The organism is Chelativorans sp. J32 (genome assembly GCF_000518985.1).
Lineage (GTDB): Bacteria > Pseudomonadota > Alphaproteobacteria > Rhizobiales > Rhizobiaceae > Chelativorans.
The window spans coordinates 414101-437030 of record NZ_JAEQ01000001.1 but is presented as its reverse complement, the minus strand read 5'-3'; the positions used below and the strand labels follow the sequence as shown (position 1 = coordinate 437030).

At 60.2% G+C, this 22930-nt stretch carries 23 protein-coding genes; 11 read left to right on the top strand and 12 right to left on the bottom strand.

Annotation, left to right across the window (positions count from 1 at the left end; translation table 11 throughout):
* The first annotated feature begins 23 nt into the window (after nt 1–23).
* The 4 genes from CHEJ32_RS0102145 (at nt 24) to CHEJ32_RS0102130 (ending at nt 4939) form a co-directional block, all read left to right on the top strand.
* Nucleotides 24–1550 carry an aldehyde dehydrogenase family protein gene (locus tag CHEJ32_RS0102145; RefSeq protein ID WP_028032367.1) on the top strand — a complete coding sequence of 509 codons (1527 nt, stop codon included), beginning with the start codon at nt 24–26 and terminating at the stop codon, nt 1548–1550.
* Nucleotides 1551–1782: 232 nt separating this feature from the next.
* Nucleotides 1783–2694 (top strand): LysR family transcriptional regulator, encoded by a 912-nt coding sequence (locus tag CHEJ32_RS0102140; RefSeq protein ID WP_084032644.1) that lies wholly within the window; start codon nt 1783–1785, stop codon nt 2692–2694.
* A gap of 18 nt (nt 2695–2712) precedes the next feature.
* Nucleotides 2713–3006, top strand: a complete 294-nt coding sequence (locus CHEJ32_RS0102135) for a hypothetical protein (protein WP_028032365.1) — start codon at nt 2713–2715, stop codon at nt 3004–3006.
* Nucleotides 3007–3706: 700 nt separating this feature from the next.
* Nucleotides 3707–4939: a hypothetical protein gene (locus CHEJ32_RS0102130; RefSeq protein ID WP_156936571.1), complete on the top strand. Its 1233-nt coding sequence runs from the start codon at nt 3707–3709 to the stop codon at nt 4937–4939.
* On the opposite strand, the gene CHEJ32_RS26985 is transcribed toward CHEJ32_RS0102130, so the two are convergent.
* The 9 genes from CHEJ32_RS26985 to CHEJ32_RS0102090 form a co-directional block, all read right to left on the bottom strand.
* Nucleotides 4857–5309, bottom strand: coding sequence for a hypothetical protein (locus CHEJ32_RS26985; protein ID WP_156936570.1), 453 nt, complete (start codon nt 5307–5309; stop codon nt 4857–4859). The two genes, CHEJ32_RS0102130 and CHEJ32_RS26985, sit on opposite strands and share 83 nt — an antisense overlap.
* The gene (locus CHEJ32_RS0102125; RefSeq protein WP_028032363.1) at nt 5306–6382 is read right to left on the bottom strand and encodes a hypothetical protein; all 1077 of its coding nucleotides are present in this window, start codon (nt 6380–6382) and stop codon (nt 5306–5308) included. The genes CHEJ32_RS26985 and CHEJ32_RS0102125 overlap by 4 nt, the downstream gene beginning before the upstream one ends.
* Before the next feature lie 33 nt (nt 6383–6415).
* Nucleotides 6416–6739, bottom strand: coding sequence for a hypothetical protein (locus tag CHEJ32_RS0102120; RefSeq protein ID WP_028032362.1), 324 nt, complete (start codon nt 6737–6739; stop codon nt 6416–6418).
* Nucleotides 6740–6889: 150 nt separating this feature from the next.
* A complete protein-coding gene (locus CHEJ32_RS0102115; RefSeq protein WP_028032361.1) occupies nt 6890–7786 on the bottom strand; it encodes a sugar phosphate isomerase/epimerase in 897 nt (298 codons plus the stop codon).
* A gap of 67 nt (nt 7787–7853) precedes the next feature.
* On the bottom strand, nt 7854–8792 hold the full coding sequence (locus tag CHEJ32_RS0102110) for an ABC transporter substrate-binding protein (RefSeq protein WP_028032360.1): 939 nt from the start codon (nt 8790–8792) through the stop codon (nt 7854–7856).
* A 79-nt stretch (nt 8793–8871) separates the two neighbouring features.
* The gene (locus tag CHEJ32_RS0102105; RefSeq protein ID WP_028032359.1) at nt 8872–9855 is read right to left on the bottom strand and encodes a ribose ABC transporter permease; all 984 of its coding nucleotides are present in this window, start codon (nt 9853–9855) and stop codon (nt 8872–8874) included.
* A gap of 23 nt (nt 9856–9878) precedes the next feature.
* Nucleotides 9879–11441, bottom strand: a complete 1563-nt coding sequence (locus tag CHEJ32_RS0102100; protein WP_028032358.1) for a sugar ABC transporter ATP-binding protein — start codon at nt 11439–11441, stop codon at nt 9879–9881.
* Entirely contained in the window at nt 11438–12847 is a 1410-nt protein-coding gene (locus CHEJ32_RS23695) for an FGGY-family carbohydrate kinase (RefSeq protein WP_034657704.1), read from the bottom strand. Before CHEJ32_RS23695 ends, CHEJ32_RS0102100 begins: the two co-directional genes overlap by 4 nt.
* Entirely contained in the window at nt 12844–13629 is a 786-nt protein-coding gene (locus tag CHEJ32_RS0102090; RefSeq protein ID WP_028032357.1) for a DeoR/GlpR family DNA-binding transcription regulator, read from the bottom strand. The genes CHEJ32_RS23695 and CHEJ32_RS0102090 overlap by 4 nt, the downstream gene beginning before the upstream one ends.
* A gap of 179 nt (nt 13630–13808) precedes the next feature.
* Between CHEJ32_RS0102090 and CHEJ32_RS0102085 the strand changes: the two genes are divergently transcribed.
* The 5 genes from CHEJ32_RS0102085 to CHEJ32_RS0102065 all read left to right on the top strand — a co-directional run bounded on the left by CHEJ32_RS0102085 (nt 13809) and on the right by CHEJ32_RS0102065 (nt 18990).
* Nucleotides 13809–14864, top strand: coding sequence for a class II aldolase/adducin family protein (locus tag CHEJ32_RS0102085; RefSeq protein WP_034657702.1), 1056 nt, complete (start codon nt 13809–13811; stop codon nt 14862–14864).
* Between the two features lie 2 nt (nt 14865–14866).
* Nucleotides 14867–16135 (top strand): FGGY-family carbohydrate kinase, encoded by a 1269-nt coding sequence (locus CHEJ32_RS0102080; protein WP_028032355.1) that lies wholly within the window; start codon nt 14867–14869, stop codon nt 16133–16135.
* On the top strand, nt 16132–16968 hold the full coding sequence (locus CHEJ32_RS0102075) for a TIGR01459 family HAD-type hydrolase (protein ID WP_034657700.1): 837 nt from the start codon (nt 16132–16134) through the stop codon (nt 16966–16968). Before CHEJ32_RS0102080 ends, CHEJ32_RS0102075 begins: the two co-directional genes overlap by 4 nt.
* Nucleotides 16969–17042: 74 nt before the next feature.
* Entirely contained in the window at nt 17043–18227 is a 1185-nt protein-coding gene (locus tag CHEJ32_RS0102070) for an acetyl-CoA C-acyltransferase (RefSeq protein WP_305803852.1), read from the top strand.
* Nucleotides 18228–18360: 133 nt separating this feature from the next.
* Entirely contained in the window at nt 18361–18990 is a 630-nt protein-coding gene (locus tag CHEJ32_RS0102065) for a LysE family translocator (protein WP_028032352.1), read from the top strand.
* 82 nt (nt 18991–19072) lie between these two features.
* Here the strand turns inward: CHEJ32_RS0102065 and CHEJ32_RS23690 are convergent, their stop codons facing one another.
* A complete protein-coding gene (locus CHEJ32_RS23690) occupies nt 19073–19777 on the bottom strand; it encodes a FadR/GntR family transcriptional regulator (RefSeq protein ID WP_051469330.1) in 705 nt (234 codons plus the stop codon).
* A gap of 87 nt (nt 19778–19864) precedes the next feature.
* Here CHEJ32_RS23690 and CHEJ32_RS0102055 point away from each other — a divergent pair, with 87 nt between their 5' ends.
* Nucleotides 19865–20872: a bile acid:sodium symporter family protein gene (locus tag CHEJ32_RS0102055; protein ID WP_245260916.1), complete on the top strand. Its 1008-nt coding sequence runs from the start codon at nt 19865–19867 to the stop codon at nt 20870–20872.
* A gap of 39 nt (nt 20873–20911) precedes the next feature.
* Here CHEJ32_RS0102055 and CHEJ32_RS0102050 read toward each other — a convergent pair whose 3' ends face one another.
* Nucleotides 20912–21136, bottom strand: coding sequence for a hypothetical protein (locus CHEJ32_RS0102050; protein ID WP_028032350.1), 225 nt, complete (start codon nt 21134–21136; stop codon nt 20912–20914).
* A 107-nt stretch (nt 21137–21243) separates the two neighbouring features.
* A complete protein-coding gene (locus CHEJ32_RS0102045) occupies nt 21244–21453 on the bottom strand; it encodes a cold-shock protein (protein ID WP_028032349.1) in 210 nt (69 codons plus the stop codon).
* A 735-nt stretch (nt 21454–22188) separates the two neighbouring features.
* Between CHEJ32_RS0102045 and CHEJ32_RS26050 the strand changes: the two genes are divergently transcribed.
* Nucleotides 22189–22809 (top strand): hypothetical protein, encoded by a 621-nt coding sequence (locus CHEJ32_RS26050; RefSeq protein WP_156936568.1) that lies wholly within the window; start codon nt 22189–22191, stop codon nt 22807–22809.
* The last annotated feature ends 121 nt before the right edge of the window (nt 22810–22930 follow it).

Here is a 22930-nt window from a genome sequence, read left to right as displayed (position 1 = left end):
GAACAAGAACAGGGAGCAGACCGATGACCAACAATGTCGATGTGAAGAGGGAGACGGAGCGCCTTCTCGACAAACTCGGCGTGCCCCGCGAAGCCTGGGCTGCCGGTGATATGGCGTCCAACAGCCCCATCAGCGGCGAGGAGATCGCGAGGCTGAGATCCACTTCCGCTGCGGAAGCCGCAAAGGCGATCGAGGCGGCCCACCAGGCCTTCATCTCGTGGCGCAATGTGCCGGCTCCGAAACGCGGCGAGCTGGTGCGCCTTTTGGGCGAGGAACTGCGCACCGCCAAAGCCGATCTCGGCCGGCTCGTCTCGATCGAGGCCGGCAAGATTGCCTCCGAAGGGCTCGGCGAAGTGCAGGAGATGATCGATATCTGTGATTTCGCGGTCGGTCTCTCCCGCCAGCTCTACGGCCTCACCATAGCGACCGAGCGCCCGGGCCACCGCATGATGGAAACTTGGCACCCGCTCGGCGTGGTTGGCATCATCTCCGCCTTCAATTTTCCCGTTGCGGTCTGGTCGTGGAACGCCGCGCTGGCGCTCGTGTGCGGAAACGCAATCGTGTGGAAGCCGTCCGAGAAGACGCCGCTTACCGCGCTTGCAACCCAGGCAATTCTGAAGCGCGCCATCGAGCGCTTCGGGGAAGCACCGGATGGGCTTTCCCAGGTGCTGATCGGTGACCGCGCGGTTGGCGAGGCGCTTGTCGACCATCCCAAGGTGGCGCTCGTCTCGGCCACCGGCTCGACCCGCATGGGACGCGAGGTCGGCCCGCGGCTTGCCAGGCGCTTCGCCCGCTCGATCCTGGAACTCGGCGGCAACAACGGCGGCATCGTCTGTCCTTCCGCCGATCTGGATATGGCGCTGCGGGCCATCGCCTTCGGTGCGATGGGCACGGCGGGCCAGCGCTGCACCACGCTGCGCCGCCTCTTCGTGCACGAAAGCATCTACGACACTTTCGTTCCCCGCCTGAAGAAGGCCTATGAGAGCGTTTCCGTCGGAAACCCGCTCGAAACGTCTGCCCTTGTCGGCCCGCTGATCGACAAGGCAGCCTATGACAATATGCAGAAAGCACTGGAGGCCGCAAAGGCAGAAGGCGGCTCGATAACCGGCGGCGGGCGTGTGCCCCAAGCCGGGAAGGAGACGGCCTATTACGTACGTCCCGCATTGGTGGAGATGCCGAAGCAAGCCGGGCCAGTCCTGGAAGAAACCTTCGCCCCTATTCTATACGTCATGAAATACAGCGACCTTGACGAGGCGATCACCCTTCACAACGCGGTGGCCGCCGGCCTCTCCTCCTCGATCTTCACCCTCGACATGCGTGAAGCCGAACGCTTCCTCTCGGCCGAAGGTTCGGACTGCGGCATCGCCAATGTGAATATCGGGACCTCGGGCGCGGAGATCGGCGGCGCATTCGGCGGGGAGAAGGAAACGGGCGGCGGCCGCGAATCCGGCTCGGACGCGTGGAAAGCCTATATGCGGCGGGCAACCAATACCGTGAACTATTCTACGGCCCTGCCCCTCGCGCAGGGCGTCTCGTTCGAAATAGAATAGCGACCACCGGACAGCTTGCGCGCCAAAGGGCGGAGCACTTGCCCGCCCTCGCGCCTCCCGCTACATATTCACCCAGTAAACAAAGCATCATTGCGCTTGGTAAACACAACCTGTATAGCACCATAACCAGCAACCGTCGCGGGCATTTTTTGGCCCGCACGCAACCAAGCGGGATGCCGTTTCGGCAGCTTTTTGATTATTTATTTTTTTAGTTTTTGAATGGATTTTTTGAATGCGAAATATCAGTATCAGGAAGATGTGGGTTTTCACCTGCGCCGTAGAGGAGGGTAGCTTCACCGACGGCGCACGGCGCGCGCATATCTCACAGCCGGCCGCGGTCAATATCATCGATGAAATAGAAGAAACGGTGGGTGAGCCGCTTTTCGAGCGCTCCGGCAAGACACGCCGCGCGACGCTGACTGCCCGCGGCAAGGAGGTTTACGAAACCTTCGTGCGCACTCTTTCCGTATACGAGCGAGCTTTGGAAAGCATCTGCTCGAGCAAGCGGCAGCCTCGCGTGCAGAAAATCCTCATCCAGAGTCCCTATGTCGGCTCCGTCTCGGCGCTTTGGCTGCATAGGTTGACTGCCCACCAATCCGATACCCAGCTTTGCATCCGCTGTGCGGCTTGGCGGGAGATCATCACGGCAATCGAAAACCGCGAAGATTGCATGGCGCTCATCGACGGCGATATCAGGACGAAGAACAGCGAATATTTCAACATCGGCAATGTGGAGATGGTCTTTGTCGTCCCTGAGACCAATCCTTACTTCGCAACGGACATAAAGGAGATAATGTGGGAAGATGTGCCGGCCGACACGCTGATCTTTTCCGATATTTCTCCGGGAGCGCTCGAGCGCACATACGACAATTTGAGATCTGCCCAAAGCGCTGCAGGCTCATTCACTGAAGTAAGCTGCACGACCATCTTGAAGAATGTCTGCAAAGAAGCGGGCGTTCCAGCCATAGTGCCAAAGAGCCTCATCGATATCTTTGACGATGAAGTGAGATTCTGCTGCCGGCCGTTTGCCTATTCGAAACTATTCATCCCGCTTGGGCTTTCCATTTCGCACGGGAACCACATGAGGGGGAAGATCATCGGTCGGAACGTCGAGAATGTTTTCGACAACCGGTTTTATGTTTGAGCAGAGGAGAGCTGCCGTATGAGCAATCCGAATAAAGGCTCCAACTCTATCGATGATGAATTCGGGAAATTCCCTCGTTATATGAGCCTTGTACCGGATGTTTTCTCGTTTTCTTATGAGGAAGCTCTCAAAGCCGCGAGCCGGTTCAGGACGGAAGCCAATCTTTCCCAGGCATTCAATGCACTTCTCGAATTCATCCTCGCCTCTGACCTGCCGGATGAGCAAAAAGAGAGCCTAGCCCAGCTGATTTCCGAAGAGATGGAGGTCATCTCCTACGCGGTAGTGTCGCGCACTTGCGTCGTCTCGATATAGTTCTCGGCGACATCTGGAGAGCCTTAGGAAAGCGGTGCCCAAGCGCTGCTTTCCTCTCTGTCTTGTAGTTTCCACACTCGTCTCTACTCATTGCCCTGAGGGATAGCTATGTTTAGCTGCCCGCTGCGGCATTCCATTTTCCCATATCGCTATCCAAGCGCATGACGATACCACTCATTGGTCTAGCTCATAACCAATGTCAGGTGAAGCCATGCCAAATCCAACTTCTTCAATTCCCATGCAGATCTTGTCCCGTCCGCCGGGGCCCGAGCTTCCGGCTACCTCGCAGCGAGGGGCGCTGCATCGCTCCAAGAGCCTGCCAGCCCAGACGGCCGAAAGAGAGTGTGAAGCAGATCGCTCCGCAATTTCGGCGATTGTGGGCGGCTTGGGCTGGGCGCTCCCGGAATCCAGCGAGACCTCGCTGGCCGCGCCGATGGTCAATGCCTTTCTTCGCAAGAGCGGGCTTCCCATAGAGATGCGCGAAGACCGTCTCGTGCTTACGCGCCATCACGACATCGAGGCGGTCGAGGCGCAGCGACCGCCATCAGTGGGGGATCTCACGGAGGTCTGCCATGCCTTGATGCTGGCAGAGGACACGCCAGGAAAGCTGGAGATCGCTGAGTTGCTTCTGCCAGCGGTCAACAGGCAGCTCATCGAGCACGCCGAGGCCAGAAAACCCGAAGGCGACCTGAAAGATTGGGTGAAGGGTGCCGCAAAGAGCTATTGTTCTGTGCTGGGCGGCAGAGACCTGGCGATCGATGACACGATCGCAGCAATCAACGCTTATTTCTTTGACAAGATCGGCTCGGACAAGGCGCTGAACACGTCCAACATCGCAGCCGCGTCTTTGACTGCGATAATGATGCTCGTGCCGACGATCGGCAAGAACCTGCCGATCGTAGCAGAGGCTCTTCGCGAGGGCCGCTATCAGGAAGCGCTGCTTCCGGCAGCGACGATCTGCGCCATGGCAGCCATGACACTAAACCCGACGATGGCGGCCTTCGGTTTTGATCGGGCTTCGGCGATCGCCGGCGCCGCCGGAAACGTCCTGATGATGGTTAACCTGCCGCAGGTCCTGCACCACAGCTACGAGTGGGGCATGCTCAGGAAGGCGCATTTCAGCCACGAAACCCATCCGTTTACCTGCTTTGCGCGGGATGAAGGATTGGTCGATGGCGGGCTCCACACTGCACTTGATTTCGTGCATGAGATCGTCGCACAGGCAGACTTTCTCGGACTGAACATTAAGAACGCGGTCCAGGCACCGGAATCGGCGCGCAATCCGGCGGTCTTCCCGGTGCTCTCGCTGCTTCTGGGTTCCTTTGTGCTGGATACCGCCAGGGGCGACCGACCCTTCGCTGATTTCGGAGTAAATTGGCGGGAGTTGGCCGGAGAACTGGCATCGAGGGAGCACAACGGCGATGCCTGCAAACAGGCCGCCAGATTGTTGCTCCAGCAAAAGATAGCGGAAACCTATGATGCAAATTACGGAAAGATTCTGGCTCCTATTTCCAAACGGTCGGTTACGACACAGATGGCACGCCAGCTTGGCGGCAATACGCTGAACGATCACGAGGAAAAGACATTCCTCAAAGGTCTGATTGCCCGGTTTTATACTGCCGAAGAGGGGAGGAATGCTGTTCGGGTCGCGATTGACAGAATCTATCGGTTCGATCGTTTTGACCCGGCTGAATATGCAGGTGGCGATCGGAACGTGGGGGAAATCCTCCGTTTTGTTCAAAGCGAAAGGAACAAGGATAAGGGCTATCTACGGGCCTCACGCGGGCAATTTCACGCCGATCATGTATATTCCAGCGTTATTGCTCACGCCATCAATGTGAAGGACACGCTCATCGGATGGCTCCCTTTCCGGTCTGATACTGGTTGTCTCCACGACCGAGAGCAGCCGCACATTCGTCGACGACGATGCTGACGGTCTGCAACGCCGCTTCGGCTCGAAGCAGGCCTTCGTCCAGATATGCCTCACCCAATCCGAGGGCGCGCTCGAGCCGGCCATCCTGCTGCAAAAGATAAAGGTGGAACGCGAGCGCCTCGTCACGATTGACAGAGGCATAGAAAGCACCCGTCTGCTCCAGCACGTCGATGCCGGCGGAAAAGTCCCCAAGGGAAAAGAAATACATGGCCTCGATCAGGAAACCGCCGGCGTTTTCCGGACGGAACTCCTGAATAAGCTTCCACAGTGGGCGTGCGTCCTCACCCAACCCTATGAGCGTCGCCAGCGAGGCAATATTGCCCAAGACGAAGACATCGTCGCTGGTAAGTTCCACCTGGGGCGTGTTCATCTCACGATCACTTTCTGCTGCCGCCCGTCTACTTCCACGAGAAGGTGTTTGCTGGTGATGGAGACCAGTTTCACGTCATGCTCGAGAGCGTCACCCGGGCGGACGATGGCTCCATCTTTCGTGACGACATAAGGATAAGCACCCACCCAGACGCCCGTTACGCGCTTGGCCATGGATTCCAGATCCACCGGAGAGGCCACCTCGAAGCGCACCGCGACAAGGCCCGGCACGTCCGTTTTCAGGGTTCCGGCAAGTTTTTCGCGGAGCTTCGTGTCGGGAATCGCCGAAAGCGTAATGATACCGTGCTCGTTGCGAAGGACACGCGCCTCGATCCCGAGATTCGCCGCGATCAGTTCCGTGACACTGGCAATTTCCTTATCCGCAAAAACATCTGCGGACAGGGGTACCCGGATATCCTTCAGCTTTGCCTGGACCCGCTCGCGATCCGCTACGTCATCCACACGGAGCGTGGCGTGGCAGCTTTCGCCCTGGCAATTTACGCGTTCTATCCTGGCGCCGAGCGCCTGCAGTTCACGCGTGACAAGCGCTTTGTCGAGAGATGGTGACGAGGCGATCGGGTCAGCCGCGGCAAGTGGTTGAAGCGCCCGAGGAGAAGCGTTGGCTGCCGGGGAGTGACGCAGGAACAGCAAGTTCGCGATAACCGCAAAGCAGACGAGAAGGATAGTTGCGATAGCAACGACGCGGGAAGGCCAGGCCTTCCACAGCCTTTGGACAGCTCCGCCTTTCCCCGGTCGTTCCGGCTTCACGCCATCGAGTTCGAGCAAAATATCCGCGAGCCTGAGCCGGTCGCCCGGATATAAAGGTGTCCAGGCTTGCGGCTCGGCAGGAATGCTCCTTTGGGCGGCGCCCCTGAGGAGTGTGACGAGTGCCCCTTGATAGGGGCTAAACCACGCTGCCCCCTCGCTTACTCTGAGGGTTAGATGCTCCGGGGCGAGCTCCGGATGAATCAACGCGATTTCACAACTGAAATCCGAGCCGAGACGATGATCGCCCGGCTCCAGTTCGCAGAGCTGGTCCTCGTATCCGGGTCTGGATAGCTTCACGATGATCATTCAACCACTCCGCTCTGGATGCTTCAGGCGCATTCAGGCTTGCGCTCTCTGAAGCGCCTCGCTCGTGCGATCCCGCACTTGCCGCTGGTGGCGGAGGCCTTCCATCACCGCATGAAGATCCGTCTGCTTGATCCTCTCGACCAGTCGCAGAGCGTCATCGATCACTCCCACGACTCGGAGGAAATCCGCCGGATCTTCGTGTTGCAGGGAAGCTTGCGAACAGTCGCGCAAGAGCATTTGCCGGCGCAGTTGCAAATATCGGATAAGCGTATCCGTATCGCCCCGGCTATCGAGAATAAACTGCTCGAAGCTCGCGCTCCGCGAGGGGGAAAAAAGAGCCTTACCCGCGTTGACCATCTGCCACTCCTTGATCGGACCGGCAGATCACCCCGCATTTATGTTATGGGAAAATCGGTTTTTTCGATAACTGCGCTGAAATCTTTTCCAGCACCGCTCTCCTAGCCGAGTCGACGGTGCCTGCCAATAACCATGTATACGCTTGAACCCTCAATCGGGTTTCTGCGCGCTGCCAACGAGTTCTGCCTTGCGGCGTGCCGTCTCCAGGCCGAGGGAGATGAATGTCCGAGCATGGCGGGCAAGATCCACATTGTCGGACCACAGATTGCGCCAGATCGCCGTCTTCAGCGACAGGTCCTTGTCTACGATTTCCGACGAGAAGGATTCGAAAGTGACATAGTCGTCATAGCCGATGGCGACGAGGGCATCGAAGATGGCGGCAAAATCGATGCCGCCGGTGCCGAGATAGCCGCGATGGCTCTCGCCGATGTGAACATAGCCCACCTTGTCGCCAGCATTTCGGAGGGCAAGGCCTGGATCGGCCTCCTCGATGTTCATGTGGAACGTGTCGAGGTGCAGGAAGACATTGGTGGCGCCGGTGTCCTCGATATAGGCCAGCCCCTGAGCTGCGGTGTTCAGAAGATTGCTCTCGAAGCGGTTGACGATTTCGAGGTTGAGCGTGACGCCAGCCGACTTGGCACGGTCCGCCACCTTGGCGAGGTTGGCGACGCTGCGATCCCAAGCAGCCCTGGTGGGAGCTTGCGGAGAATAACCATGGGCCGAGCTCAGGATGCCGCCGAGCTTCGTGCCACCGAGATCACGCGTGAGCGCAACCGCCCGATCGAGGATCGCGACCCCGTTCTCTGCGATGTCCTGATCCGCGCTGGAAATATCGCCGTCGACCGGAAGCCCCATGCTGATCGCAACGCCAAGCCCAAGTTCTTCAAGCCGGCGCGCGAGCCACGGGATATCGACCACCTTCGGGTCCAGATAGGAAAGCTCGATCAGGTCGAAGCCTGCTTCCTTGGTGCGCGTCAGCGCCGTCTCGATCTCCTGCCGGGAGGAACCGGCGCTCCAGACGAAGGAGTGAATGCCAAGCTTGGACATCGCATATGACCTTTCGGAAAGAGCGGGCGCAGCCGGCTGAACCGGCTGCGCGATGGCTTAGGATTGATCAGCGTGGCGCCGTCCAGCCCTTGTACTCGTTGACGTTGTCCGCCGTGATCAGTTGCGGGTCCAGGAGCACGGTATCCGGATCGGGCTTTTCGCCCTGCAGCACCTTGTAGCCCATCTCCAGCGCCTGGCCGGCCATGACATAGGGATCCTGCGAGGCGGACGCCTTGATCATGGAATTGCCGGTCTTGAGAGCCTGCTCGATATCAGGCGCGCCATCCACCGCGGTGATGATGAAGTCCGTGCGGTTGAGTTGGCGGGCGGCAAGCTCCGCGCCGATGCCCGTCGGATCGTTGATCGCGAAGACCGCGTCGACATCGTCGAAGCGCGTAAGCAGCCCCTGCATCACATCAAGGCCGCCTTCGCGGGAGCCCTGGCCGTTCTGGTCGTCCGAAAGGATATTGATGTCCGGGTTCTTTTCGAAGACCGCCTTGCAGCCCTTGACGCGGTCGACGATCGAGGATGACTGCGGGCCGTTGATGATGATGACGTTGCCCTTTCCGCCGAGCTGGTCGACGATATATTGGCAGGCGATCTCGCCGGCCTTCACATTGTTCGTCATCACCGTCACGTCCGCCCCGGGAGCCGACACGTCGAAGGCGGCGACCACGATGCCCGCGTCCTTCGCCTTCTGGACCGCCGGCGCGATGGCATTCACGTCGACCGCGTTCAGCATGATGATGTCAACGCCGGCGGCGATGAAGCTATCGATCTGCGAGACCTGCTTGTTGAGGTCGTAATCGGCGGAGACCGAGGTGATCTTTACGTTCGGGTTGATCTCCTTGGCCCGGTCCTCGATGCCCTTGATCGTAGCCACGAAGAACGGGTTGCCGAGCAGACCGACGGAGATGCCGATGCTGTTCAGATCCTTTGCCGCGGCCGAGCCGGCCATGGCGGCGGCAAGTGCCGCACCGCAAAGCAGGTTTCTCACGATACGCATGGAACGCATTCCTTTTCTCCTCCATGATGACGGCGCGAGGCGCCCCTTGTTCCGGTGCGAGACCGGACTCGATCATCGATCAGGTTCTGCTGACGCCCTGGAGCCGATAGCGGTCGAGCGCGACAGCTGCGATGATGACCAATCCCTTGATGATGTACTGCCAGATGTCCGAGACCCCGACGAGGATGAGCCCGTTGGAGAGCACGGCGATGATGAGCGCGCCGATCAGCGTGCCCCAGATGGAGCCGACGCCGCCGACGAAGCTCGTTCCTCCGAGGATCACGGCAGCAATGGCATCGAGCTCATAAGCCTGGCCGAGCTGGAGGCCGTTGGCGGCGAAGAGGCGCGCGGCCGACATCGCCCCGCCCAAGCCGGAAAGAAGGCCGGACATGGCATAGACGAAGAGCAGCACCAGCGAGACCTTGATGCCCGTCAGCCTTGCCGCCTCCATATTGCCGCCCACGGCATAGATCCAGGTGCCGAGCACGGTGCGCCGCAGGATGAACCAGGAGATGAGCACGACGGCGATGGCGATGATGGCAAGCCAAGGCACGCCGAAAACCGTGCCGTTGCCGATGAAGGCGAAGGGGAGTGCCGGATTGAAGACCGTCGTGTCTCCTCCCAAAAGCCGCGCCAGACCGCGCACTGCAGTAAGCGACCCCAATGTGACGATGAAAGGCGGCAGCTTCAGATAGGCAATGAGCACGCCGTTCGCGAGGCCGCAGGCAAGGCCCATGCCCAGGGCGGCCAGAATACCGAGCATGCCCCAATCCGGCACCAGGGAGACGATGACGGCCACCATGGCGGAAGCGGCGAGGATCGAGCCAACGGAAAGATCGATGCCTCCCGTCAGGATGACGAAGGTCATGCCGGCGGCAAGCACGATGTTGATCGCCGCCTGCTGCATGACGATCGAGAGATTGTTGAAGGTGAGGAACCTGCCGGTCAGCATCTGGAAGCCGATCACCAGCAGCACGAGCACGGGCAACATGCCGAGCGCCGTGATCATGACGCGGAGTTTGATCTGGCGGTCTCTCTCTGTCTGGGCAACGGCGTCGGTCATCGCGTTTCCTCGGTCCTTGATGCTTATGCCGCCGGGGCGTTTGCTTCGGCATTGGCAGCTCCGGTCGACAGGGCCATCACGGCCTCCTGATCGATCGGCTCCTTCGCGCTGGCGGTCACCTCGCCGGCGATCCTTCCTTCGCGCATGACGAGTGCTCGGTCGGCCACGCCGATGATCTCCGGCAGCTCGCTGGAGATGATGATGATGGCGATGCCCTGTCGGGCGAGCTGATCGATCAGGCGGTAGATTTCGGATTTCGCGCCGACATCCACCCCGCGCGTCGGCTCGTCCAGGATGATCACTTTCGGCGCGGTTTCGAGAAGGCGGGCGAGCAACACCTTCTGCTGGTTTCCGCCCGAAAGCGAGCCGGTGTTGATCGACACGCTCTGGGCGCGGATGGAGAGCGCTTCAACGGCCTTCGCGGCCCGGCGCGCACCTGTCCTGAAATCGATGAGACCGGCCGGCCGCGCATCTTTCTCGATCACGCTGATATTGACGTTTTCGGTGATGGACATGTCGAGGAAGAGGCCGAGCGCCTTACGATCTTCTGTAAGATACGCGATGCCCTGGTCCAGCGCCTCGCGCGGTGAACCGATCGCGAGCTCTTTTCCGTTGAGCATCACGGTGCCGGAGGTGCGCTTGTCCGCGCCGAAGATGAGCCGCGCAAGCTCCGTACGTCCGGAGCCCACCAATCCAGCGATTCCCAGGACCTCGCCGCGATAGACGTCAAAAGAGCAGTCGTGGACTCGGACGCCATCGCCCAGATTGCGCACCGACAGGATCACCTCGCCGCTTTTGGGCGTGTAGTGTTCCTTCTTGTAGAAGGAGGAAAGATCGCGGCCCACCATCATCGACACAAGCCGGGAAGCGGAAAGCTCTTTCCGCTCCAGCGTGCCCACATAGGAACCGTCGCGTAGCACGCTGCAGCGATCGGCGAGCCGGTAAATCTCCTCCATCCGGTGGCTGATATAGATGATGGCGATCCGCTCCTTCTTGAGGTTCCGGATCACCTCGAAGAGCTTTTCCGTCTCGCGCGTGGTAAGCGATGTCGTCGGCTCGTCCATGACGATGATGCGCGCATCCGCGCTCAGCGCGCGAGCGATCTCGACGAGCTGGCGCTCGCCGAGCGAGAGGGTGCCCACCTGTGTCGTCGGGGAGAAGTGCACCCCCAGCCGCTCCAGGATCGGCTGCGCGGCCCTCACCATCGCACGGCGATCGACCAGCCCGAAACGCGAGGGTTCGTTGCCGAGAAAGATATTCTGAGCAACGGTCAGATTGGGCGAGAGCGAGAGTTCCTGATAGATGACGGCGATCCCGTTCGCGCGAGCGACCTTGGGATTGCCCGTTACCATCGGCTTGCCGCCGACGAGAACTTCGCCGCCGGGATCGGCTACATAGGCGCCGGAAAGAACCTTCATCAGCGTGGACTTGCCTGCGCCGTTCTCACCCATCAGCGCATGCAGTTCGCCGGGCCAAACGGTCAGAGAGACGTTTTTCAGGGCATAGATGGCCCCGAAGGTCTTGCTGATGTTGCGCATCTCCAGAATGGGCGCGCTTTCGTCTTGGGGGGCTGCCGCGGGCATCATGATACGGCTCCCGCGGTTTGGCTTGCGGGCCCTTTTTGCTCCTTTCGCCTCTTCTCAACCATCTCGCGCCAGCGGGCGCGGTAGTCTTCGAGGCCGCGAAGGCTCGTCGGCTTTGCCTTGGTGCAATCGACTGCCTTCGGCTTTATTCCTTTGGCTTCGAAGGCGAGGATAGCCGCGCCCACCGCGGAGCCTTCGGGATTGTCGCTTGCAAGCAGGCTTTGCCCCGGGCGAAGCTGCGCGAGCGCTTCGACATAGATGCCGGTCTTCACCAGCCCTCCATCGACGATGATCGTGTTTCGCGAGCCGATGAGGTCGAGAGAATAGTCCGTCATCAACACGACATAGAGCAGTGCGAGCGCGGCGCGCTCGGCATCGGAGCCGACGGGACCGACGATCTCGCCTCCAACACCGGGCACCGGGCCGCCGGCGGCGAAACTCGGCAGCGCGACGGCTCCTTTATCGATGACGGCCTGAAGATCCTCCAGCCCTACTTTGGGAGGAGCGCCATCCCGGATCACGTCGAACTCGCGCCCGCCCATGAAACGGATCGTCGGCATCGGCGCGCCGTCCACGCTCACATTGGCGAGCATGTCGCGCCGCTCATCAAGGGCGGAGAGCGGGCAATCCGTGTTGAAGATGATGACCCAGGTGCCGCTGGAAACGAGTGTGAAGGAACTGTGGCCCGCCGCCCGGTAGCAATGAAGCGCCGCGTTCGAATCGTGCACGCCGTTGTGAACTACTATCGCGCAGCGTTTTCCCGAGGGAAGCGTCAGTTCGGTCTCGCCGAGCGCCGCTCCCGCCCGTGCCAAGGGCGGCATCTTTTCCCGCCAGCCACGCCTGTCGACAAGCGAGGAGAAATCCTTCTTGAGCGGCGCCCAGAGATGGGAATGGCAGCCGAGATAGGAAACCTCCGAGACCGGCACGCCGGAAAAGCGCCAACTCCAGAATTGCGGGTAGCCTAGAATATGCCGGGCACCTGCCGCCGCCTCGGGAGCGACCTTTTCAAGCCATAGAATGTGGCGACCGAAATTTAAGCCGAGCGGCAGCCGCGGCGAATAGGTCTCGGAGAAATCCGGGATGAGCCCATCGATCTCGTCTGCGACGTTCTCCGGCGGCTCCTGCTCGTAATCGAGGATCGGATGGGTCAACGCGTCACCCGCAGTTAGCGCGAAGGTGCAGCCATGGCAGGAGAACATGACGCTATCCACGCCGTGCTTCTCCACGGCCAAGGCCAGGGCTTCGCGCATCCAGGCTTCCAGCGCCCGGACGTCGAGAACCCTCATTCCATTATGGTCGCGCCATTCCGGCGCGCGCCTTGCCTGCCCGAGGATCTCGCCCGAGGGAGAGAAGACGAACAGCTTGGAGTTCGTCTTGCCGAGATCGAAGACGGCAAGCGGCGCGCTCATGCCTGCTCCCCCGCGGGCCGAGCGATCATCAGCGTGATGCCGGCATCTTCGATCATTTTGGCATTCTTGTCGGAGATTCCCTCGTCTGTCACCAGCGTGCTAACGCGCGAAAGCGGAAGAACAGCGTTGCGAGGCCGCAGCGTGAACTTGCGGCTGTCGGCGAGGACAACGATCTCATCGGCGCATTCGCTCAGCGCGCTGATCGCCCGGACCAGGAGCGGATGCGACTCCAGCATCCCCTCTTCGCTGATGCCCTGCGTACCCAGGAAAAATTTCGAGGCGAAGAAGGAAGGCTGCTGCGGCTGAACGGCATGGATAATGCCGGGCTCGCGATGCAGTTCGCCGCCCGCGATCACCAGTTGGCAGGTGCCATGCTCGCCGAGATAGGCGGCTAGCGGCATGGAATTGGTGTAGATCTTCAGATTGCGACGGGCGAGCCGCATGCCAAGATAATAGCAGGTCGAGCCGGCATGAACGATGATGGAATCCCCGTCGCGCACAAGCCCTTCAGCCACTCGAGCGATGGCTTGCTTGGCTTCCACCGCGATGTCCCGGTTCTCGTCGTAAGGCCGGGCCGACGCGCGCGGCGCCGCACCATATCCATCTTTGGCGGAAACGCCGCCATAAACCTTCTGAGCGATGCCGGTTTCATGAAGCTTATCGATGTCGCGCCGCACGGTTGCGGCGGACACGCCAAGCACCTTCTGCAGGTCGCGCACCGAAGCGAACGGGCGCTCTTTCAGCAGATCCTTGATGATCTTGTGACGATCGAAGTCGCTCACAATCTCCTTCCTCCCCGGCATCTTCATGCCTTTTGAGCGGATATAATCAAAGCTGCGCAATATATGCAAGCGACTTTGCTCACAGTTGACGAAGCTGGATCATCCTGTGTAGGACTGATGCGCAGCGCGGCCGAAAGCAGGCCGCGCGCCTTCAATGCCGTCAAAACGGGAGGGATGCGGTGCCCCAGGTTACGGCGCTGCCTGCGCTCAAGGAGCTTTCGGCGCGGCTGGGAAAGGATATCACACGTACGCAGGGTGCAGGCGGCAACACCTCGATCAAGGTCGATGGGACGATGTGGGTGAAAGCCTCCGGCACCTGGCTCGCGCAGGCTGAGGAGCGGGAAATCTTCGTTCCGGTTGCCGTCGAGCCGCTGCTGGCTGCCCTTGAGGCCAATGACATACGCGCCGACAAGGCCACCTACTTCGTGGTGGAAAAACTGAACGAAAGCAAGCTGCGTCCCTCCATAGAAACGAGCGTTCATGCGGTCATGCCGCAGACCGTCGTTGCCCATTTTCATTGCGTGAACACAATCGCCCATGCGGTTCGCTCCGACTCCGATGTGGTCGTTGCGGAGCGGATGAAGCACCTTCCTCATCTGCGCTGGGGTATGATCCCCTATCGGCGACCCGGGATGCCGCTTGCACGCGAAATCGCGCCGGTGGCGAAGGAGAGGCCAGATGTGCTCATCCTGCGCAATCACGGCATCATCATCGCCGGCAAAACCGTGGACGAGGTTAGCGAAAGGATCGAAACGGTCACTCGCGCACTTGCGATCGAGCCTAGAATCACATCTGCACCGGATATCGAGCATCTCTCCCGTATCGCTGCAGGCTCCGAATATCGCCTGCCGGAAGACCAAGCCACCCACGCAGTCGCTCTAGACAAGGATGCGAACCGCATCGCACGGATGGGCTCGCTCTATCCGGATCACGTCATTTTTCTTGGAACCGAACTCGGGCTTCTTGAAGAAGGGCAAGCAGTGGATGGTTTGCTGGAGGCCGCGCAACGCGCCGGTAGGCCGCACCCCAAAATGATCCTTGTTCCCGGCCGCGGCGTGGTCGTCTCAAAGGAACTCTCGCCTGGCGGACTTGCCATGGCGCGGTGTCTGGCCGAGGTGGCGCTGCGCATCGAGCCCCGGGCAGGGATCGACTATCTCGATGCGTCACAGGAATATGAACTGACGCACTGGGAGGCGGAGCAGTACCGGCAGAAGCTCGACCGGGCGGGAAGCTGACCATGGTTTCCGAATCGAAGCAGCCGTGCGTTCTGGGAATCGATGTCGGCACGTCCGGTGTTCGCATCGCGGCGCTCGATGCAGAAGGCCACACCTGCGCGGTCGCCGCTTCCGGCTATGAAGGTGCGGAGCGACGGGACGATCCCTTCGCCTGGTGGCGCGGGGTCGAAGCCTGCTTTGCCGATCTCTCGCGAGAAATCTCCCTGAACGGCATTGCCGCTGTCGCGGTCGACGGCACGTCCGGAACGGTGTTGGCGCTGGATGAGAACGATGCGCCGGTCGGCCGGGCTCTGATGTATAACGCAGTTTGCCCCGACAGGGAGGTTGTCGCCCGGCTGGAAGTGATCGCACCCGAGGACAGTCCTGCGCTCGGGGAACATTCCGCGCTTGCGCGTGCAGCCTTCCTGGCGCGGCAGCCCGGAGTGGCTCGCGTGGTGCATCAGGCCGATTGGATCACCATGCAACTAGGCGGGGGGGCGGTAAGCGACGAGAACAATGCTCTGAAAACCGGCTACGATCTTTCCGCTGGGCGATGGCCTGACTGGATCGCGGAATTGGGATTCGATCCCGGAATCTTGCCGGACGTGGTGCCAGCCGGCCGCCTCCTCGGGCTGGTCGGCGGGCGTGCGTGCGCTCTCGGCCTGCCTGCATCGACGGTTATCGTCAGCGGCACGACAGACGGCTGCGCCTCCTTCCTGGCCACTGGTGCGTGCGAGATCGGCGACGGGGTTACCGCGCTCGGCTCGACGCTCGTGCTCAAGCTGCTCTCCGATCGAGAGATCAATGCGCCGGCCTATGGCATCTACAGCCACCGTATCGCCGGCATGTGGCTAGCCGGCGGCGCGTCCAACACGGGTGGGGCTGTCATCCGGGCGCACTTCCCGGACGATGAACTTGCCGATCTCACGGGGCGGCTCGAGCCTGACCGCCCGACGGGCTTGGATTATTACCCGCTGCTGCGCGCCGGCGAACGCTTTCCCATCAATGATCCGCACCTTGCGCCGCGGCTCGAGCCCAGACCTTCCGACGATGCGTTCTTCTTCCAGGGCATATTGGAGGGTATCGCCGCGATCGAGAAACAGGGATATGCACGGCTCTCGGAACTGGGAGCCCCGCCTTTGAAGTCGATCAGGAGCGTAGGTGGGGGCGCCGCCAACCCGGCTTGGACCCGCATCCGTCGGGGCCTCTTGAACGTCCCCTTCCTCGATGCTTGCTCCGTCGAAGCGGCGGCCGGCACCGCCAGGCTTGCGCTGAGGGCGCTCACCCAATGACCGTCTCGAAGGAACTGCAGGAGATCATCGCCCGCTACGATGTCTTTTTCATCGACCAGTTCGGCACCCTGCATGACGGCGCAAAACCCTATCCGGGCGCGGTGGAAACCCTTCATGCGCTCCGAGCGGCCGGCAAGACCATCATCATCCTGTCGAACTCCGGCAAGTCCGGAGCAGATAATGCCGCACGTTTCGTCCGTCTCGGTTTCCCTCCGGATTCCTTCGACCATTTTGTGACGTCGGGCGACGTGGCTGTCGATATCCTGAAATCCGGCGCGCTGGAATTGTCAGTTTCCCCGGCTATCCGGTGCTTCACGATCTCGAGCGGCGACGATACCAACCTCGCAGATCGCCTGGAACTTACCAAGGTCCATCAAGCCGCCGAGGCCGATCTGGTGGTGATTTCGGGGAGTCAGGCGGATCGGATCGGGCTCGATCGTTACGCGCAGATGCTGCGCCCGGCTGCGAAAGCCGGCGTGCAGGCAATCTGCACCAATCCGGATATCGAGATGTTGACCCCAACAGGCCTTGCTCCGGCAGCCGGCAGCATCGCAAAGCTCTATGAATCCTTGGGTGGCGACGTCCTTTGGGTCGGGAAGCCCCACCTGCCCATGTATGAATATGCCCATCGCCTCTGCGGATTCCCGCTGAAGAAGAGGATCGTCGCCATCGGCGACAGCCTCGAGCATGACGTCGCTGGTGGCTCCGGGTTCGGCATCGAGGCCGTCCTGGTGCATCTCGGCGTCAGCGGGAAATCCACTGAGGAAGAGCTTCATGCGGCGGCCGAGAAGGCGGAGATCAGGATCACGGCGATACTAAGCCGCCTTACATAGTTGGGCATGTGCTCGCGCTGCCGAGACCGCCAGACGTGACTGCTGCTAAAGGCGCAGCTTCATGGTAACGAATGATGACCGACCACAGGATCATCACCATGGCTCACGATCCCATCGTCATAGCAGGCGCCGTTCGCACGCCGATGGGTGCGTTTCAAGGGAATCTGGCGTCCTTATCAGCCACCGATCTCGGCGCGGCGACCATTCGAGCAAGCCTCGCGCGATCCGGCATGGAGCCGGGCATTGTCGACGAAGTCTTCATGGGCTGCGTGTTGCCGGCGGGCCTTGGCCAGGCACCCGCCCGACAGGCGGCCCTGGGCGCTGGGATGCCGGATTCGGTCCCCTGCACGACTGTCAACAAGGTGTGTGGATCGGGCATGAAGGCGATCATGCTTGCCGCGGATGCGGTTTCGGCAGGCTCGGCCGATATCGTTGTCGCCGGCGGTATGGAAAGCATGTCGAATGCCCCTTACCTGCTCGGCAAAGCCCGCGCCGGCTACCGCCTCGGCCATGGGCAGCTCATCGACCATATGTTCCTGGACGGCCTGGAGGACGCGTATGACCGGGGCCGGGCCATGGGCACTTTCGCAGAGGATACCGCAGAGCATTACCAGTTCACGCGCGACGCGCAGGATGCCTACGCGCTCGAATCGCTCCGGCGTGCCCGCAGCGCTATCGCCACCGGCGCATTCGCGGAAGAGATCAGCGCCATCGACGGCATGTCACAGGACGAGCAGCCCGGTAGGGCAAAGCCGGAAAAGATCCCGCACCTGAAGCCGGCCTTCCGCAGGGATGGCACCGTCACTGCTGCAAATTCCTCCTCGATTTCGGACGGAGCGGCCTCCCTCGTCGTCACGCGCATGTCCATCGCGGAACAACGCGGCCTCACGCCTCAAGCCGTCATCCGCGGTCATGCGGGCCATGCACAGGAGCCGGCATGGTTCACCACCGCGCCAATCCCCGCCACCCGCAAGCTTTTGGAGAAGACAGGGTGGGTCATTCAGGAGGTCGATCTTTTTGAGATCAACGAGGCCTTCGCGGTCGTGGCCATGGCCGCCATGCGCGATCTCGACCTGCCGCATGAGAAGGTCAATGTGAATGGCGGAGCCTGCGCTCTTGGGCACCCGATCGGCTGCTCGGGGGCCCGCATCGTCGTCACACTGATCGCGGCGCTCAAGGCACGCGGGTTGAAGCGCGGTATCGCATCGCTCTGCATTGGTGGCGGCGAAGCGACCGCTATTGCGGTCGAACTCGTTTGATTCCGGCACTCTTGACAGGGATCAGGTGCGTCAACGCCCTCAGTGAGAGCGAAAGGACGCTGAATACGTGCGCCTGACCATTGTGCTTCGGTCCCACAGATGCTTTCTCTTCACACGCCTTAGGAGTTGGCAGATGATCGACACGACAACGGCGATGACATATATCGCGATCGTTCTTGGCTTTGTTTTCATTCCCGGTCCCGCAACGCTTCTGACGATCGCGCGGGCGATGAGTTCGGGAACGAGGGCGGGCATCGCGACCGGGGCCGGGATTGCGGCCGGCGATGTTGTTCACAGCCTCATGGCAATCCTGGGCATTTCCGCCATCATAGCTGCATCGGCGATACTGTTCAGCATCATCAAATATATGGGGGCCGCCTATCTGGTTTATCTCGGCCTCAAAGCACTCCTGGCCAAGACACCCCCTCGTCTCACCGCCAGCCCCGCACTCCCCATCAATGCCCGGCAGGCCTTCCGGCAGGCAATCACGGCCGAGTTGCTCAATCCCAAAACGGCGATCTTTTTCCTAGCTTTTCTGCCGCAATTCCTACGGCCCGAAAATGGTTCGGCCACCCTCCAATTGACTATTCTCGGCCTGCTCTTCGTCCTGCTGGGTTTCCTAAGCACCGTGGTATACGCCCTTTCGGCCGGGATAATCGGCAATTTCCTTCGCCGCAACCCGGCCGTGCTGAAGTGGCAAGGCAAGGTGGTTGGCGGCATCTACTGTGCATTGGGTGTCCGTCTGGCTCTGCAGGACCGCTAGCCGAGATTGCTCCGCTAAAAGAATCCAACGGCCCGATAGAGGGAAGTTCCTTGTCGAGCCGCGGATTGCATGCCAACGCTCCTCAGTCCCGCTGCTCTGCGCTTTGGACCAACTGCCTGATGATGGAAAGGTGCGCGGCCATCTTCGCACCCGCGGTTTCCGCGTCCCCGGCCGCGATCGCCTCCACAATGCTCATATGCATGGCGCTTTGCTGTGAGGCATATTCCTCCCGCTTTGCTCTGCGAAAGACGGCATCGTGGCGGCGCTGCCAGCGCATGCGACCCCGGACGGCAGCAAGTGTCCCAAAGACTGCGGCAAGCAGCGGATTACCGGTAATATTTGCAACCTCCCTGTGAAAGGCATCGTCTGCGGCTTCGTACTCCCGCCAGTCGCGAACCCTGCCAGTATCCTTCGCAAGCTCGGCGAGGCGCTTGATATCCGCCGGCCCCGCCGACAACGCGGCTGCCGCCGCCAAAGCGGGCTCGATTACAAGCCGCGCCTCCATGAGATCGAGCGGCGACGCCATGTCATAGAGCAAAAGCGGGGGAATGACCTCGCCTTTCGGGCGGGGGCCAATAAAGGTACCCCTGCCCTGATGCCGCCAGATGACGCCCTCTCGCTCCAGGATGTCCAGCGCCCGACGCAAGGTCTCACGGCTGCAGCCCAACCGCAGGGCGAGAAGGCGCTCGGGATCGATCCGCTGCTGCGCCTCGAATCGGCTTTGATCGAGATACCGCCTGAGTGCCAGAACGGCCTCATCCACTCGCATCCGGCTCTTGTCCGGCATATCGTTTCCTACCTGCGCAAACGAAAATCCAGACCAATTTGTAGACCATTGTCAGATGGCTGTAACGGCCTGCTGATCGGGTCGGCGATGACGCTGGCCACAACCACATTGCCGGAGGCTATCCATTCCATGAAATTGCGTCTCGATCCGTTTCTCGGGCTGATGTTGGCGGCAGTGGTCGTGGCCACTTTTCTTCCTGCGACAGGCGCGTTTGCCGGCATCATCGATGGAGCCGGAACCTTCGCCGTCAGCCTTCTCTTCTTCCTTCACGGGGCGGCTCTTTCGCCGCGTTCGGTACTCGACGGGCTAAAGCAATGGCAGCTCCATCTTTTTATTTTTGCGACCACCTTCATTCTCTTCCCGCTTGCCGTCCAGCCCTTGGGCCTCCTGCCGGAAAGCGTTCTGCCCGGCAATCTTCGGCTGGGCTTCATCTATCTGGCGGTCCTGCCGTCGGCTGTTTCGTCATCGATTGCCTTTACCGCCATGGCCAAGGGAAACGTGCCTGCAGCCGTATGCAATTCGGCCGGATCGAATGTGTTCGGCCTCCTCATCACCCCGCTGCTGATGACATTGTTCCTCAGCACGTCCTCCCCCATCGACCTTGAAAGCGCGTTCAAGGATATCGTCATCCAGCTTCTCCTGCCCTTCGCGCTCGGCCAGGCCCTTCATCGATACGCAGGCGGCATGCTTTCGCGACACAAACAAAGGCTGGAGCAGTACGATCAGTCGGTGATCGTGCTCATCATCTATTCTGCGTTCTCGCACTCGGTGACGGCCGGGTTGTGGGAGGAATTGCCGGTCGGCTCCATCCTCGTGGCGGCAGCGCTCTGCACGGCGCTGCTCCTCGCCGTTTTCGCCTTTACGATTTATGGCACGCGCCAGCTGGGCTTTTCACGGAGCGATGAGATTGCGGCCGTCTTCTGCGGTTCCAAGAAGAGCCTTGCAACTGGTCTGCCGCTGGCGCAGGTCCTTTTTGCGGGATCGGCAGGCTTCGGCATGATCGTTTTGCCGATCATGCTCTACAACCAGATCCAGATAATTATCGGCGCAATGCTCGCCCGCCGCTACGCGACAGATCAGCTGACGCGCGCATGAATGCGGCCTGTTGCTTACTCAAGTACGAAACGCGCTGGACTAGCTGCCGCGCGCCTTGCTGGAACGTTTCGGCTTTTCATTTGCGGGCGCGATGGAAGCCTGCTGGGCCTCGTGCTCAAGCCGTGCATTCCGCAGTCGCGCAGTCTTGGCTTCCCTGCTGCGCGCCTCCGCCTCGATGATCTCACGGAAGGCCTTGTCGGTCGTGGCGGCTTTATTTTCCGCGCTCGTCCCCTTCTTCCGGAAGAGGTTGTCCTTTGTGACCATAGTGCTCGCTCCATACTTGAAAAACAAAAAGGCCGGGCGAACCCGACCTTTTCTCAGCCTCGACGGCCAGTGCCAGTACATCCGTGGTCAAAGGCCGGAGACCAAGCTTAGGCGGCATGCAGATTCTCAGCTGCCGATTTGCCCGATTTCGGGTCGCGAACAACTTCGAAATTGATCTTCTGGCCTTCAGCGAGGCTGCGCATGCCTGCCCGCTCGACCGCTGAAATGTGCACGAACACATCCGGCTGGCCGCTGTCAGGTTGAATAAAACCGAATCCCTTGGTGGCGTTGAACCACTTGACGGTTCCTGTAGTCATGACGATTTCCTTTCAAATCGTTTCCGCGCCGCACGATGCGGCCGGCAATAAATCGAAATTGAGAGGGAAAGCCGTCGAACGCGTTTGGCGCGCCATAACAAACTTGGTCAGCAAGATCGATATCGGAGATATAGGTGCTGCTCGGGGAAGTTCAAGGCTCACCATTTTAATGAACGCACGGCGCGAACTGCGAGCGCCATCGGTGCTGCAACTATCGCATGATGGTTGAGGCTTGGCATTGGGCGGGATATAACCCGCCACCGGCAGAACATGGGACCAGGGTCTTTGCTGAAGCGCATCACCGTCATTCTACCTATAGCTTATCGTGGCGGCTCACTTCGCGTGGCCAAAACGATTGCGAGAATGATCAAGAAGGGCAGCGCGGAGGCCGACGATAACTGCGGCGTACGTCTAGCCGTAATTCAAGGAAAATATGATTTACAGTCGGACTTCCGCGACCTGCACGAGACGAGATCGAAGTCCGTGAATTTGAATGGGAAAGAATTGAGAAACAGAAAGCAGAGAACATAGCTTTTATCCAAGGTCAACGCGCGGACCTTTACGCAGCAGAGTATCAGATCCCAGTTGGCGGATATGACCGTCTGGAACTTCCTCTTGCGCCAGTAAAACCGTTTGTTGTTTTCGCGACTGACTATATCCAGCGCTATGTTCCCGAGATATTCCCGCGTGATGGGTGGGGCACCGTTGGACATGCCCTTTCTAACAGCGGCTCGCATGGCAAAGGCAGTAGTTGTTACGACGCCTCAGACCCGCATGGATGCAATCTCTTATGCGGGGGTTCCTGCATCCAAAGTACATCTCGCGCCGATGGATTTTGATCCGACCTGGATGCCGGAAGCTCTTAAGGAAGACTTGGAGGACGATCAGCCATATTTCGTTTGGCCCACCAACCCAACGCAACACAAGAATCACATTCGGGCCTTCGAAGCACTCGCCGCCTACTATCGGAAATTTGACGGGAAACTAAACGTTCGGGTGACTGGGGCGAACACACACTGGCTAAATCCGTTGCAGAAGATCGAGCGCTGGATTGCAGAAATTGATCACATTGCGGAAACGCGGAAGCTCGTGTCACGTTCCTCGGTGTTCAAGGATCGTGCTAGGTTCATGGGTGAGTTGAGCGACGACCTTTACGCTCAAATGCTAGCCAACGCCGAGTTCCTTTGGCATCCTACGATATACGACAATGGGACTTTCGCCGTCGCAGAAGCTGCATGGTACGGTTGTCCTTCACTCTCCAGCGGTTATCCGCAGATGCGATACATTGGGGAACGCTTCTCCATCCCATGGAGTTCTTTAGTGCCCGCTCTGTTGATGAGATGGCCCGTGCACTAAAAGCCATGGAAGAGAAGACACCCGCACTACGCAAGGGCCTGCCCGATAGGGAATCTCTTTCCCAGCATTCTTGGGAACACCACGCATTCGAATACTGGGGCCTACTCAAGGGGATCGCCGC